This window comes from Polymorphospora rubra (genome assembly GCF_018324255.1).
Taxonomy (GTDB): domain Bacteria; phylum Actinomycetota; class Actinomycetes; order Mycobacteriales; family Micromonosporaceae; genus Polymorphospora; species Polymorphospora rubra.
The window spans coordinates 7329110-7343413 of the sequence record NZ_AP023359.1 but is presented as its reverse complement, the minus strand read 5'-3'; the positions used below and the strand labels follow the sequence as shown (position 1 = coordinate 7343413).

General features: G+C 69.1%; 13 protein-coding genes. 4 read left to right on the top strand and 9 right to left on the bottom strand.

Features of this window, described 5'->3' with window-relative positions:
• Positions 1–242 precede the first annotated feature (242 nt).
• From Prubr_RS32025 to Prubr_RS31990, 9 genes are all read right to left on the bottom strand, one after another.
• Positions 243–734, bottom strand: coding sequence for an SRPBCC family protein (locus Prubr_RS32025; RefSeq protein WP_212818858.1), 492 nt, complete (start codon positions 732–734; stop codon positions 243–245).
• A 93-nt stretch (positions 735–827) separates the two neighbouring features.
• The gene (locus tag Prubr_RS32020; protein WP_212818856.1) at positions 828–1472 is read right to left on the bottom strand and encodes an SRPBCC domain-containing protein; all 645 of its coding nucleotides are present in this window, start codon (positions 1470–1472) and stop codon (positions 828–830) included.
• 1 nt (position 1473) lies between these two features.
• Entirely contained in the window at positions 1474–1881 is a 408-nt protein-coding gene (locus Prubr_RS32015; RefSeq protein ID WP_212818854.1) for an ArsR/SmtB family transcription factor, read from the bottom strand.
• Between the two features lie 168 nt (positions 1882–2049).
• The gene (locus Prubr_RS32010; RefSeq protein ID WP_212818852.1) at positions 2050–2337 is read right to left on the bottom strand and encodes a hypothetical protein; all 288 of its coding nucleotides are present in this window, start codon (positions 2335–2337) and stop codon (positions 2050–2052) included.
• A complete protein-coding gene (locus Prubr_RS37860) occupies positions 2334–2468 on the bottom strand; it encodes a hypothetical protein (RefSeq protein ID WP_281425857.1) in 135 nt (44 codons plus the stop codon). The genes Prubr_RS32010 and Prubr_RS37860 overlap by 4 nt, the downstream gene beginning before the upstream one ends.
• 60 nt (positions 2469–2528) lie before the next feature.
• Positions 2529–5072 carry an ATP-binding protein gene (locus Prubr_RS32005; protein ID WP_246567939.1) on the bottom strand — a complete coding sequence of 848 codons (2544 nt, stop codon included), beginning with the start codon at positions 5070–5072 and terminating at the stop codon, positions 2529–2531.
• A gap of 528 nt (positions 5073–5600) precedes the next feature.
• Positions 5601–6737, bottom strand: a complete 1137-nt coding sequence (locus tag Prubr_RS32000; RefSeq protein WP_212818848.1) for a PQQ-dependent sugar dehydrogenase — start codon at positions 6735–6737, stop codon at positions 5601–5603.
• A 145-nt stretch (positions 6738–6882) separates the two neighbouring features.
• The gene (locus Prubr_RS31995) at positions 6883–7419 is read right to left on the bottom strand and encodes a cyclophilin-like fold protein (protein WP_212818846.1); all 537 of its coding nucleotides are present in this window, start codon (positions 7417–7419) and stop codon (positions 6883–6885) included.
• 32 nt (positions 7420–7451) lie between these two features.
• The gene (locus Prubr_RS31990; RefSeq protein WP_212818844.1) at positions 7452–8705 is read right to left on the bottom strand and encodes a multidrug effflux MFS transporter; all 1254 of its coding nucleotides are present in this window, start codon (positions 8703–8705) and stop codon (positions 7452–7454) included.
• 123 nt (positions 8706–8828) lie between these two features.
• Between Prubr_RS31990 and Prubr_RS31985 the strand changes: the two genes are divergently transcribed.
• The 4 genes from Prubr_RS31985 to Prubr_RS31970 all read left to right on the top strand — a co-directional run bounded on the left by Prubr_RS31985 (position 8829) and on the right by Prubr_RS31970 (position 14110).
• A complete protein-coding gene (locus Prubr_RS31985; RefSeq protein ID WP_212818842.1) occupies positions 8829–9530 on the top strand; it encodes an SDR family NAD(P)-dependent oxidoreductase in 702 nt (233 codons plus the stop codon).
• A gap of 358 nt (positions 9531–9888) precedes the next feature.
• Entirely contained in the window at positions 9889–10221 is a 333-nt protein-coding gene (locus tag Prubr_RS31980) for a YciI family protein (RefSeq protein ID WP_212818840.1), read from the top strand.
• Positions 10222–11170: 949 nt separating this feature from the next.
• Positions 11171–11884 (top strand): response regulator transcription factor, encoded by a 714-nt coding sequence (locus tag Prubr_RS31975; RefSeq protein ID WP_212818838.1) that lies wholly within the window; start codon positions 11171–11173, stop codon positions 11882–11884.
• A gap of 375 nt (positions 11885–12259) precedes the next feature.
• On the top strand, positions 12260–14110 hold the full coding sequence (locus tag Prubr_RS31970) for a CocE/NonD family hydrolase (RefSeq protein WP_212818836.1): 1851 nt from the start codon (positions 12260–12262) through the stop codon (positions 14108–14110).
• Positions 14111–14304: the final 194 nt, after the last annotated feature.

Below are 14304 nucleotides of genomic sequence, written 5' to 3'. Positions count from 1 at the left end.
CGAGGCGTATACCTGCGGCGGGTACTGGTATTACGTGCATCGCGAGCCATGACGTCAGAACCGCCTTGGCGGCTGAGTAATCAGGCATTCCGGACGCGTCCCGCCCGGATGGGATCGCACACCAGAGACCCGAACGTGGGAACGTAAGTGCTCGATGATGATCACGCCCCAAGATTCCGTAACCGGGCGCTCCCTGCAGCGGCCGATCGCCGTCGGAGACTCTCGTTGCTGATCGCGGCAGGTCAGTTCCTCCCTTCGCGGACATCCTTCCCCTGTTCGGCGAACGCCTTGAAATCCTGCATGTGCTGCTGCGACTGTTTGTGGAAGGCGCCGGGCATCAGCAGCCCCACCAGCCGCATCAGCAGGCCGCTGAACCGGTATTCGCTCTCGCTCTCCCAGAGCGTCGTCTCCGGACTGGCCTCGGTCAGCCGATCGCGCACGACGCTCCACATGCCCGCGCCGACGATCTCGCGGTCGAAGTGAACGACGCTCTCTTTCGGGATCCCGTGCAGGTCTGCCGGATCCCGGCGTGTGATCGTTTCGGTGCACTCGATCGTCCGCTGCCCCGACTGCATCACGACCCGCGACTTGGTACCGAGCTGCCCGTGTATCCCACTCACCGGCTCGTGCAGCACCATGCCCCGCAGCCACTTCGGTAGGTGTGCCGGGTCGGCGAGCAGTTGGGCCACGCGCTCCCGCGGCAGGGCGATTTCGATCGAGTTGGTGTATTTCATTGCGCATTCTTTCTAGGTGTGGGACCACATGCTGTTGCTGCTCGTCCTACTCCTCGACGGAGAGAGGCCTGACATCCCACCGCGGCGGGGATGTCAGGTCGGGTCGGGTGCGTAGAACTTCGTGGTGGCCTCCACGGCGGCCGCGACGTGCTCCGGATCGCCGCCGGCGGCCAGGTGAGCCTCGCCCCAGGCCGCGGCGCTGCGCCGGATGAACTCGCGCCCTTCGGGCGACTTCTGGACCCCGTCGTGGTCGGCGGTCTCGCCACCGGCGAACAGTCGGGCAAGGGCGAGGAGAGCCAGGTCCCAGCCAACGCCGCCGGCACCGGGGCCGTAGGTCGGGAAGAGGGGCTCCTCGACGACCGCTGCGTGGATCAGCGCGAATTCGGTGTCGCCGTTCGGGCCCGGGAACAGGCGCACTTCCACCTCGCTCGTGCCGGGCCACGCGTCTGCGTCCGGCCCGTAGAGCCACGACACCTTGAGCAGACGCGGCGGCTCGCACCGGAGGATCTCGCCGTGCTCGCCACCGTCCAACTCGAACTTCCCGCCAAGCCGCAGATCCCCGGTGACCGGCTTCAACCAGCGGCGTAGCCGCTCGGGGCTGGTAACGGCGTCCCAGACGTCGTCGATCTGCGCTTCGTATCGCCGCCGCACCTCGATGGTGTACGCGTCGCCTGCGGGCACGCTGCCCTTGCCCATTGCCCGCTGCGCGGCGGCCAGTTCGTCCAGTACGTCTTTCATGTCATGTTCCCCTCGCTGATGGATCTGTCTTGTCCGCATCGGTGCCGGACTCGGCCGGTCGGGTGGGCTCCCCACCAGCCGGAGTCCGAGCTGCACGCCTGCCCCGGGCCAGCTCGGTTGCCAGAGCGTCGAGGCGCTGTTCCCACAACCGGCGAAACCGGTCCAACCACGCGTCAACCTCGCTCAGCGGCGCGGGCGCGACGGCGTAGAACCGGCGAGCGCCCTCAGCCCGCACCGACGCGAACCCGCTGTCACGCAATACGCGCAGATGCTGTGAGACAGCCGGTTGGGAGAGTCCGAACTCGGCCCGGATCACGTCCGTGATCGCGCCAGAGGTCTGCTCACCGTCGGCGAGCAGCTCCAGAATGCGCCGGCGTACGGGGTCGCCGAGGATGTCGAACGCGTGCACGAACAAGAATCATACCAGTCCCCACTTATATAAGCCAGCACTGGCATCCGGGCGTCGCGTTCGGCTTGGTAGAAGCCGTCGAGGCTGGGCGGAACACCCGTGGTGTCGACCCGTCGACATCTGACACCCCTCATCCAGGCTGCTGTCGAACGAGACCGACATCCGGTGTCAGGTGAGACCGACATAGCCACACTGCCGACCGTATCCGCCGTCCTCGCTGGCGGAGACACATCGGCGCACCTGGCGGCGACCCTGATAGCCGAACTCGCGCAAGCCAACCCGGCGGCGATGGCCACCCTCGAACCACAACCACGTCAGCATCACGACGACCGCTGGAGCCGGATCGCGGCGGCGCGGGCGCTGGCTCGCCTCGGCGTACCGACGGAGGAACTGGCCCGGCCACTGGTCGACGGCATCGCCGACCACGGCGTCCGGTCGGCGATCGCCGACCTTCACGCCATGGCCACGCCCCGACGATGGAGGCAGGTGCTGAAGCCCAGCAGTCCGAGCGCGAAGGTGAGCACGACCGCAACGCCGGTGTCGTGGGCCGTGAGGGCAGGCAGGACGAAGGAAATCCAGAACGACACGGACCATTCCAGCGGTGACGAGCGGGCGCGATCCGCTCGGTCCTCGCTCGGTGGACGTTCCTACCCGTGGCCCGCACCGTCCGGCCCCGTCCGGGTAGCCGTGGCCTCCGCCCGGATCCAGGCCGCAGTGCCGGTGTCCCCGGCGCGGAGGTGGGCCTCGGCCAGGGTGTCGAGGCCGGTCGCCAACCAGGTTCGGGAGCCGACCCGCCGCCAGAGGTCGACAGCCGCTTTGGCACGCCGGACCGCCAGCACTGGCCGGCCGGCCGCGAGTTGTGCTTCCGCGAGGGCGTAGAGCGTTGCCGCCTCGCCCCACACGTTGCCGAACTCCCGGTAGGTCCACAGGCTCCGGGCAAGCAGCCGACGGCCCTCCCCGTAGGCCCCCTGTCTTACCAGGACGTCGCCCAGCCAGCAGCGGGCGTGGGTGGCGGAGAGCCGGTCGCCGAGTGCTTCGCTGATCGCGGTGGCCTGCCGGAAGCAGTCGGCGGCGACCGCGTACGCGCCGACGGCCCGATGGCTCTGTCCCAGACATCGCAACGCCTGGGCCTCACCGGGCCGGTAGCCGGCGGATCGACTCAGCCGCAGACACTCCTCGAATCGTTCGGTGGCGGCCTCGACCCGCTCCTGTTCCAGGTCGATGACGCCGATGCCGTTGGTGGCGTAGATAAGGCAGTTCACGATGCCGGCGGTACGGGCCAGTTCGGCGGCCCGTTCGAAGTGCCGGAACGCGGTGGCGTAGCCGCCGAGCAGCCGATGTACGTAAGCCAGTCCGGCGCTGGCGCTGGCCTGGTACGCCGGGTCGCCGTCGGTGAGTCGCAGGGCCTGCTCGAAGTGGTCGAGCGCCTCGGTGTACCGGTCCAGGATGGTGGTGAGTTCGCCGAGGCAGCGGTGAAGCCTGCCCGCACTGTGCCGGTCACCGGTGGACAGCGCGACCCCGAGTGCCCGGCTTTGCAGCCGTTCCCAGTCGTCGAAATGGCTGCCGACCTGGAAGAACGGTGTCAACACGGTGGCCAGCCCGGCGGCGGGCGCGATCACGGCGTCGTCCAGCCCCTGTTCGACCACCGCGATCAGGAACTGGCGTTCGTCGTTGAACCAGACCACCGGGTCGGCAGTGAGCTGGTCGGCATCTGTCGTGGGGAGCCGCCACGACACCAGATCCTCATGCGATATGCCCAGAAAGTCGGCGCTGAGGATGGTTGCGGCGCGGTCGGCGAGTGACAGGCAGGCGCCGCGCAGCCGGCCGAGCGCGGCGGCCCGCCGCTGTGGAGTGATCTCCTGGTCCGCCTGCTCCCGGCCGAGTAGCCGTACGAGGTCATGCAACCGGTAGCGGATGCCGGTGGCGCCGACCGATCCGATCTCCAGCAGGTGGACCTCGACCAGGTCGTCGAGTATCGCCTCCGCCTGCGACACGCTGGTCCCCAGCATCGAGGCGAGGGCCCAGGCTGCGAAGTCCGTGCCAGGCAGCAGACTGAGCATCTGGAGGGCCCGATGGGCGGGCTTACCCATTCCGCGATAGGTCAGTTCGAGGCTGGCCCGGACGGCGACGTCACCGACGGCGAGTTCGTCGAGTCTGCGCTGTTCGTCCGCGAGCGCGCGGGCGACCTTGACCAGCGGCCAGTGCGGTCGGGCTGCGAGTCGTGCTCCGGCCACCCACACCGCGAGGGGAAGGCCACCACAGGTCCTCACGATGAACCGGGCCGCCTCGGCCTCCGCGACGGTCCGGTCCCGGCCCAGCATCTCGCGCAGCAACGCGAGTCCGGCGGCGGAGTCCAGGACACCCAGGGGTAGTCGGCGACTGGCCAGGTCCGCCAGGGTGGTCCGGCTGGTGATGATGGCGGCGCACCGTTCGCCGCTGGGGAGCAGGTCGCCGACCTGCCGGGCGGATGCCGCGTTGTCCAGGACGATCAGCATCTCGCGCTGGGCCAGTAGGGTCCGGTAGAGGTGGACCCGGCTGGTCAGGTCCGGGGGTACCGCGCCGCCACGTACGCCGAGGGCGCGCAGGAAGACGCCCAGGACGGTGTACGGCTCGGCCGGTTCGTCACCGAAGCCCTGCAGGTCCGCGTAGAGCTGACCATCCGGGAACCGGGCTACCGACAGGTGTCCGATGCGTACCGCCAGGGCGGTCTTGCCGACCCCGGCCGGGCCGGTGACCAGCAGCGTCACCGGTCCTGCGGCATCCCGGTCGAGCAGCCGTCGAGCCTGCGTCACCTCGCCGTCCCGCCCGACGATCAACGGAAGATCCGGTGGCAGCAGCCGCGGGACCATCGGCTGCCCCGCGGGCGGATCGAGCCGGTGTCCGGGCTCCTCGGTGTCTGGCCCGCCGGATTCTGACGGTGCCCCGGCTTCCGGTCCGGTCGACGGGGCCGGTGGCCGGCCGGACCGGTCCGCCACCGATGCGGTCTCGTCGGGCAGGGCCAACGTGCGGCGTGCCTCGACCCACTCCCGCACGGTGCCCGGGTCGCCGCCGCAGGCTCGCACGAGGGCCGCGACCAGATCGTCGGACGGCAGCGAGATCCTGTTGAGGGCGCTCGCGAGGGTGCTGGCCGGCAACTGGTCGCCGGCCATCCTGGCCCGTCGCTCGAGCGCCCGGTAAGACAAACCAGACATGGATCGCACGGCACGCAACCGGGCGAGGAACTCCGCCCCGGTCCGCACCGTTCCGGGCCGTAGCGACACCGTCACACATGGCAGCCTATCAATGCATGTCTGGCCGGTCGTCCCCGTCCACTGTCGTCAACCATCACTTCAGGAGTCAGTCCGGAATCGGCCGGGGCAGCGGCGGCGAATCCGGACGGCGACGGCCTCTGTGGACCGCGTCGCGGGACCGAGGCACCACCAACGCCTTCGGGGATTCCCAAACGGCCCAGGAGATCGGGGGCTTATCCTCGCCGCCATCGATAGTAGAACTCTGCAGCGATACCTTTCCCTGATCGAGCCACGATATCTTCCAGGGGGCACTCCCGCCCGATTCGGCGTCGGAAGCACCCGGTGACCATCAACGAATTTCAACGGTAGTCCGTTGGTGCTGGCCTATTCGCGTGGGCCGGTGCCGGCTACGGGCGCCGTTCGGCGCGGCCATCACCGAGGCCGCTTCCCGCCTTGTCAGGCCGGCCCTTTGGTTGGTCACGGCTGGGCTCACCGGGCCGGGAAGCGCAGAATGCGGTCGTCACCGTCGCGGAGATCGCCCCGTCCGTCGGTGTTGGAGGTGGTGACCCACAGGGCGCCGTCCGGGGCCACCTGCACGGTGCGCAGCCGCCCGTACCGGTCGGTGAGCTCGGCAGACGGCTCGCCGAGCCGGTCACCGTCGAGCGGGACGACCCATAGCCGTTCGCCGCGCAGCGCGGCGACGTAGGCGGTACCGGCGGTGATGGCGATGCCGGACGGGGATGCCTCGCGGGTGGACCAGGTGACCAGGGGGTTGGTGTAGCGGTCACCCGCGGTGTCGCCCTCGCCCTCGACCTCGGGCCAGCCGTAGTTGCGGCCGGGCTCGATCAGGTTGACCTCGTCGACGTCGTTCTGCCCGAACTCCGTGGCGAACAGTCGGCCGTCGGCGTCCCAGGCCAGGCCCTGCACGTTGCGGTGGCCCAGGCTGTAGACCGGGGAACCGGCGGTGGGGTTGCCGGGTGCGGCCTGGCCGTCCGGGGTGAGCCGCAGGATCTTGCCGACGGGGCTCGCCGGGTCCTGGGAAAGGGAGGTGTTCCCGGCGTCACCGGTGCCGACGTACAGCATGCCGTCCGGGCCGAACGCGATCCGCCCACCGTTGTGGTAGCTCGCCTTGGCGATGCCGGAGAAGACCACCTCCGGCTCACCGCCGCCGAGCCGGAACCGCACGATCCGGTTGTCGTCGGCTGCGGTGAAGTAGGCGTAGACCAGCTCGTCGGTGGCGAAGTCCGGCGAGACGGCGAGGCCGAGCAGTCCGCCCTCACCGGCCGCGGCCACCCCGGGCACCTCGGCGACCTGCTGCGGCTCACCACCGCCAGGGTCCAGGCGCAGGATCCGGCCGGTGTCACGCTCGGCGATCAGCGCGTCGCCGTCGGGCAGGAACGCCAGGCCCCACGGTACGTCTATGCCACGTGCCAGTTCCTCTCCTGCGTCAAGGTCAGGTCTCGCGGACGGAGAACTGCTCGCCGTACCCGTCGCCACAGGTCCCGCGTCTGGAACGGGACCCGCCTCGTTCCCGCTACTGCACGCGGCCGCACTGACGGTCAGCAGGACGGCCAGGGCCGATCCCGTCCACACGCTGTGTCGCATTCGTCTCCTCCGGGCATTCATGGTTGTTCGCGTCGCCCAGGCCTCAGCGAAGCAGGCCGGAGCGAAAATCGAGCAAAAGACCGTACGTTGCGGGCTGGTGCTATCGGTCGGAGGTGACGTCCTCTCTCCGCCTGCGCCGGCGCGGCCTGTGATGCGGCTGGGCGGGTCAATCCACGACCTCGATCCGCACGCCGGGTCCTTCGAGCTGGTTGAGCTCATCGAGGGTCGCGTCGTAGCTGCCGATGCGAAGCGTGGAGTCGGAGTAGCCGATCCCTTCGGTGTTGTAATAGAAGCCGAGGTTGCCCCAGGGCGTGTAGTAGATGAGGTCACCGTCCTCCGGGTCGAAGCCGGGTGTGCCCTCATAGTCGAGCTCCCGGGGCAGGTAGGCGATCTTCTCGCGACCGTTGAACTCCTCCAGGTCGACGGTCAGCGGCAGCATCGAGAGGAAGTCGCGGATCGCCGGGGTGTCCACGTCGATCGTCACGTCCACGCTGGCGCTGTCGCCGGTGAACCGCACGACCGTGCCGATCACCCCGTCATCCGACCCTTCCGACGCAGACAGGGTTTCCGAAGGCGCAGTCGACGAGGGCGATGCGAAGGGGGTGGTCGATGTGCTCGTGGGCGCAGCCGGGTCGGGACCGGTGCATCCGGCGAGGATCAGGATCAGCGCCGGCGCGGCGAGCAGGCTCTTGTGGAGCGTCACGGGCAGGGTCCTTCCAGCGGGCGGATCGGTGGTCAAGAGCCGGGCACGGTCACGGGTGCCGCATCGGGCAGCGCAGCCGCGCCGCGGTGGCCGCGGGCGGCGAGGGCGAGGTAGGCGACGGCGGCGAGGACCACTGACCCGGTCGTGACCAGGCCGAGCGGGAGGATGGTCGCGGCGCCGGCGACACCGACCAGGGGCGCGGCGACTCCGCCGAACCCGAAACGCACCATGCCGAGCAGAGCGGAGGCGGTGCCCGCGATCTGCGGGTAGTCGGCCAGGGCGAGGGTCGTGGCCGGCGGGGAGCTGATCGCGACGCCCCCGGCGAGGAGGAACAGCGACACGATCACCATCCACAACGGCATGACCGCGAGCCCCGAGGCGAGCAGTCCGAGCGCGCCGATGCTGGTGACGATGACGCCGACGACGAGGGTTCCGCGGATGCTCCACCGCTCGGCTGAGCGGCCGGCCAGCCATCCGAAGATCATGAACCCGGTGGAGTTGAGGCCGAACGCGGCCGCGTACCCCTGCGGGGAGAGGCCGTAGATGCCTTGCAGCACGAACGTCGCACCGGAGAGGTAGGCGAACAGCGCGGCGTACAGGAATCCCTGGCTGAGTACGGCGCCGAGGAACACGCGGTCGGTGAGCAGCACCCGGAAGTCGCGGCCGGTCTGGGCGAACCCGCCCGTGGTGCGACGCGCGGGCGGGAGGGTCTCGGGGAACGCGAACGCGGAGATGGCGAGCAGGGCCGCGCCGATGACGGCGAGGAACACGAACAGGCCCCGCCAATCGGTGAAGGTGTTCAACAGTCCGCCCAGCAACGGGCCGATGATCGCAGCGAGCCCACCGACCACGGTCAGGCGCCCGTAGAAGCGGATCAGGGAAGTACCGGAGTAGATGTCGCGGCCGGTGGCCTGGGAGATGACGATGCCGACCCCGCCGGCCAGGCCCTGCACGAGCCGGGCGGCGATCAGCAGCTCCACGTTCGGGCAGATCGCGCACACCGCGGAGGTGACCACGTAGGCGACCACGCCGATGAGGAGGATGCCGCGTCGTCCGAACCGGTCCGAGAGCGGGCCGGCGGTGAGCTGCCCGGCGGCGAGGCCGACCAGGCAAGCGGTGACGGTGAGCTGCGCGACCGACGTCGCCGCGGCCAGGTCCTCGGTCAGCGCGGGCAGGGCCGGGAGGTAGAGGTCCATCGAGATGGGCCCGAACACCGTCAGCAGGAGGAGCAGCGCGGGCAGGAACCGGGCGAAGCGGAACCGCGGGATGTCGGGAGTGTCGGTCACACTGTCCAGCGTCAGCCGCCGTCTACGCGCGTGGGAGTCCCTGACGAAGGGTGTACCGGCAGGGCACCCTTCGTCGTCAGGTCGTCGGGTTGACTGGATACCCGGGAAGCGAGGAGGAAGCGGATGCGGATTCTGGTCACTGGGGCGTCGACCGGGCTGGGCCTCGCCGTCGCCCGCGCCCTGGCCACGGACGGGCATCAGGTCGTGATCCACGTCCGCGACGCCACCAGACCGGTTCCAGGCGACGGCGAGTGGGCCGGGGTCATCGGCGGTGACCTCTCCGACTTGGAGCAGACCCGTGCCGTCGCCACCCAGTCGGACGCGCACGGGGGGTTCGATGCGGTGATCCACAACGCCGGCACGATGAGCCCGACGGACGTCTTCGCGGTGAATGCGGTCGCCCCTTTCGTGCTGACGGCGCTGATGGACAAGCCCGCCCGGTTGATCTACCTCTCCAGTTCCATGCACCGCGGAGGGTCCGCCGACCTGGGCCGGATCGACCGCGGACAGGTGACCTACTCCGACAGCAAGCTCTACGTCACCGCCCTCGCCGCAGCATTCGCGACCCGGTGGGAGGGCACCGTCGCCCATGCGGTCGATCCCGGCTGGGTGCCGACCCGGATGGGTGGAGCCGCAGCGCCGGACGACCTGACCGCCGGGCACGAAACACAGGTCTGGCTCGCCACCCACGACGCCATCCCGCCGACCGGCGGCTACTGGCACCAGCGTGAGACCCAACGGCCACATCCCGCGACGCAGGACCCCGCGTTCCAGCAGGAGCTCATGAGCCTGCTCGAAGCCCGTACCGGCGTCCGCCTGGTCTGATCGGGCCCGTCCCGATCTGCAGCAGCGCGGCGTCGAGCCGCACGAGCCCGAGTGGTTCGGTGACCCGACCGTCCGTGGTGATGACCGTGGCGCGGTCCCCAGGCGCCAGGGGTAGTCGGGGCCGGTCGTTCAACCCGAATCGGCAGACTGGTTGCATACTGCAAGCAGACTACGTTACGTTCAGCGAACTGGTTGCAATCCGCAATCGGCTGCGTCGGCCAAGGCTTGAGCAAGCTGGCCTGCTCTGTGGTCATGTCTCTCGACCGCTTGGCGTGGGCCGGCCGCCTGACCCGCCGTGAAGAAGACGACCCATGAACACCCTTCAAGCAGTCCGTACGACGAGAGAAGGGAATCCGTTATGGCCAAGTTCGTGACCATCGGATACGGCGACCAGGCCGGCTACGACCGCACCGACGTGGCGGTACGTGATGAGGCGCACGCGCACGACGCGCGCTTGCGTGCGGCGGGAGCCGATGTGGGGATTGCCGGCGCGGCCGTGCAGGTGCGAAACCACGACGGGGCAGGCGTGACCGTGGCGCACGAAGCCTTCATGTCCGCTGCCCTCCCGGTGGCCGGGTTCGCCGTCATCGAAGCCGCGACGATGGAGGAGGCCATCCAGCTCGTGTCGAAAACACCATGCGCGGTCGCGCGGGGCGTCGTCGAGATCTGGCCGTTGCGGGAGTCGCCGTAGGCATTGGGCCAATGCACGTGCGTCGGCATGAGCGTGCGGCTCTGCGTGACGGCGCCGGCGGCCGCTACCGTCACGCACGTTACTTCATGCGCGGCGGGATTAGGTTGTGTCGTGGCCAGTTGTAGCCATGCCGGTGGACCCGGTGCATCCGTCATATCGCCGCGCTGCGCCAACTCGTCCTATAGCGACCTTGTGTGCAATAGCGAGGGCTGTAGCCAGGCGTCCGGGCCGACATCTGCCGCACCACAGCGTCGGTGTCGGAGGCGACGGTCGCCCTGATCGTGTTCCGTCGGGCCTTGCCGGACACGAAGGCGTCACCACCAGCCGGTCGACTTCCGGCACCGGCGGTCGGCCCACACCCGCCCCACGCTGCCGACGCCCACCGCGTCGGGCGTGCGGCCGGCCCTAACGCCCGGCGATCCGCAGTGGATACAACTCCGACCGCAGCAGGTTCAGCTGATTGCCGGAGATTCCGGTAATGCGGGATGGCTCAAGACACGACGTGCCCAACGGGCCGACACCCGCAGATTATCGACCACCCCGACCGGCCGAAACCCGGCGCCCTACCGTTTACAAGATCGTAACTCCCTGGAGCCCGCTGCCGCGGCGGGTGCGCAGCTCACGCCAGCCCTGGACACCGGCAGTGCACTCCAGTATAAAGACATCGGCGTTCTAATGATCTTGACGAAGAATGAGGTGTCGACTGTGAAGCATCGTCGACCCGGGCGTCTTCGTCGGGTGCGGGTGGGAGCAGTCTCAACGCGAACGCGATCGGGGACCGCGACTTTTCCGTGGCTGCCCCCGGGGGGCGGGACCGGCACAACGCCAGGGAACCAGTGTTCAACGACAGGCACGCCCCCGCATCAGCGGGACCATCGGCGCGAGCCGCGGCGGCATCGGCGAGACGCAACCGTGCGGACGGGGTACCGCCTGTCGGTGAAGAGTTCCGATGAAACTGTTGATTGTTGAGGACGACAGCAGGGTGATGGGCGCCCTGCGCGCCGTTCTGGTCCAGCATGGCCTGGAGGTCGCCTGCGCCCGCACCGGCGAACAGGCGTTGGAGCTCGTCGCTGACGGCCCCGACGCCGTTCTGCTCGATCTGGGCCTACCGGACCAAGATGGTTTCAAGGTGTGCACGCAGATCCGGAAAATGTCGAATGTGCCGATCATCGTCGTCACCGCTCGGACGGACTGGCGTTCGCGTGTGCACGGGCTGAATCTTGGTGCCGACGACTGCATCGTCAAGCCGTACAACGTTGCCGAACTGGTGGCCCGGATCCATGCGGTCACCCGGCGCGCGGGCACGGCGACCTGGCCTGGTGGCGTTGCTCCGACCTCGACAGCCGGCGCCGGGCCGCACGTGTTCGGACCGGTGAGCCTGAACACCGAGTCGCGCGTCGTCATGGTGGACGGTCAACGGATCCACCTGACCGTCAAGGAGTTCGACCTGTTGGCGTTGCTTGCCCGCCGGCCCGGCGTGGTGTTCCGCCGGGAACAGATCATGAGTGGGGTGTGGGGCACCGCCTGGGAAGGCGCGGGACGCACCCTGGAGGTGCACGTCGCGTCGCTGCGGCAGAAACTCGCCGTGCCCGGCCTCATCGAGACCGTGCGTGGCGTCGGCTACCGGCTGACGCATCCCGTCGTACCGACCGAGGTTGCCTGAGCCGCCTGCGAGAGCCGCTCGGCCCGTCCATCGCTCAGGACGCACTCCGTCACACCGGGTGGTAGGGGAGTAGGAGTCGGCTGTCCCTCGCGGACACATCATGGTCACGGCGACAACCGTCCAACATCAATGGTCTCGGCAAGCTCGAGATTCCGGGCCCGATCACCCTCCGTCGTCCGCGTCGTGCAGGCCCGCCTACGCGCCGGTTTGCCCTCGGTAGTCGCAGGCTGACGCAAAGCTCTGAAGTCGCTCAAGTTTGACCGCTCGGCGGCCCTGGCCCTTGTTGACTTTGGCCACAGCCAGCCAGACGGAGGTAGGGATATGAGGTTTGTACGGCGAATGGTCGCCGTTGGAACGGTCATCGGGGTGACAGTCATGGGGACGCCCGCGGTGGCAGGTGCCACGGCGGACGCACCCGGGATCGTGATCGAGAACGGTGTGACCCAACAGGTCTTCTCGCACGGCGACGCGATCCAGGAGGTCGTCTACGTCGAGGCGCCGATGGACAGCGACGGCGACGGCCGTCGGGACCTGATCGCAGTCGACGTGATCCGGCCGGCGGAGACCGAGGCTGGCCTGCAGGTGCCGACCATCATGGAGGCCAGCCCGTACTATGGCCGCGCTCTGACGAACCCCCCGCCGGACCAGACGCGCGGCTTCGCCGGCTGGTGGGACGAGTACTTCGTCCCCCGCGGCTATGCCGTCGTCCAGGTCGAGATGCAGGGCACCTCGCGGTCGTTCGGCTGCCCGACCACCGGCGGCGTCGAGGACACGATCAGCATCAAGGCGGCGGTCGACTGGCTCAACGGCCGCGCCCCGGCCTTCTACCACGACGGAAGCCCGGCGGTCGCCGACTGGAGCACCGGCAACGTGGGCATGCAGGGTGTCTCGTACGTCGGCACGCTGCCCAACGCGGTCGCCACGCAGGGCGTCCCCGGCCTGCGGACGGTGGTGCCGATCGCCGCGATCTCCAGCTGGTACAAGTACGTGAACGACCAGGGGATCGCCTGGTCGACCTGGAGCGAGAACGTCAACCACCGGTACACCGAGTGGCTCGCGGACTACGTGTCGGTCGGCCGGGTGCTGCCGGGCGCAGCATCGGCACCGGCCTGCGAGTCGGTCATCACCGCGGTCGGCGACGCCGAGGTGGCCAGTGCCTCCGCCTTCACGCCGTTCTGGCAGGAGCGCAGCTACCTGCCGGACGCGAACAAGATCAAGACGGCCAACACGTCCGTGTTCATGGTGCACGGCCTCACCGACTACAACGTCAAGACCATGCACTTCTCCGAGCTGTGGCACGAGGTCGAGAAGCGCCAGATGCCGCGCAAGATCTGGATCCACCGCGGCGCACACGTCAACCCGACCAGCTTCCGGCTCGCCGAGTGGCAGTCGGTCATGCACCGGTGGATGGACCACTGGCTGCACGACATCCCGAACGGGATCATGGATGAGCCGATGGCGGACATCCAGCGGCCCGACGGCACCTGGGAGACCCACTCGACCTGGCCCGACGCCAGCGCCAAGGACGTCAACCTGCGCTTCGGCCCGGCCACGGCGGACGCGGCGGGAACGCTGTCGTTCGACAACGCCGGCGGCAACCCCACGCAGAGCTTCGTCGACCAGATCGAGTCGCAGGCCGTCAAGGTCGGCAACGCCGAGCAGGCCAAGTCCGGCCGGCTCGCCTTCGTGACCCCGCCGCTCGCGAACGACCTGCGCATCTCCGGTACGCCCAAGGTCGAGGTCCGGATGTCGACGACCGGCGAGACCGCGCTGCTCTCGGCCCTTCTCGTCGACTACGGCGCGGGCCCGACCGTCACCGTGGCGGGCAAGGAACCGCTCGAGGTGATCCATGAATCCTGCCAGCCCGAGGACCTGGCCAATCAGACCGGGTGCGCCGCGCCGATGGAGGCGAGCGTCGCGATCACGCCCGAGCGGGTCCTGGCCTGGGGCCACATCGATGCCAAGAAATCCTCGGACCTCCGCCGGAGCGAGGCGCTGACGCCCGACAAGAACTACAACGTACGGTGGACGACGCTCCCCTCCGAGCACGTCATCCCGGCCGGGCACCGGATCGGCCTCGTCATCACCGGCAACTACAACGCGAACCCGACGTCGAACCGGCCGGCACGCGACGCGGGCGCTGTCGGTAGCCAGATCACCGTCTACCTGAACGGCAGCACCCTGGTGCTTCCGGTGGTCGGGGGCAAGGACGCCCTGGGCTTCTGACCAGGCAACGTCTCCTGTAGACCGGCAGTCGGTCCCTCACCAGGCTCCCGGCCTGGTGAGGGACTTCTGCCGGGTGATGGACCTACCGCGAGGTCGTCAGCGGGTGTTCTTCGACCAGGTCCCGGAGCGGTCCACCACGACGGCGTAGCGGGGTGGTGTCACAGGGCGGCGGCGGCCGGCGTCTTCATGTCACA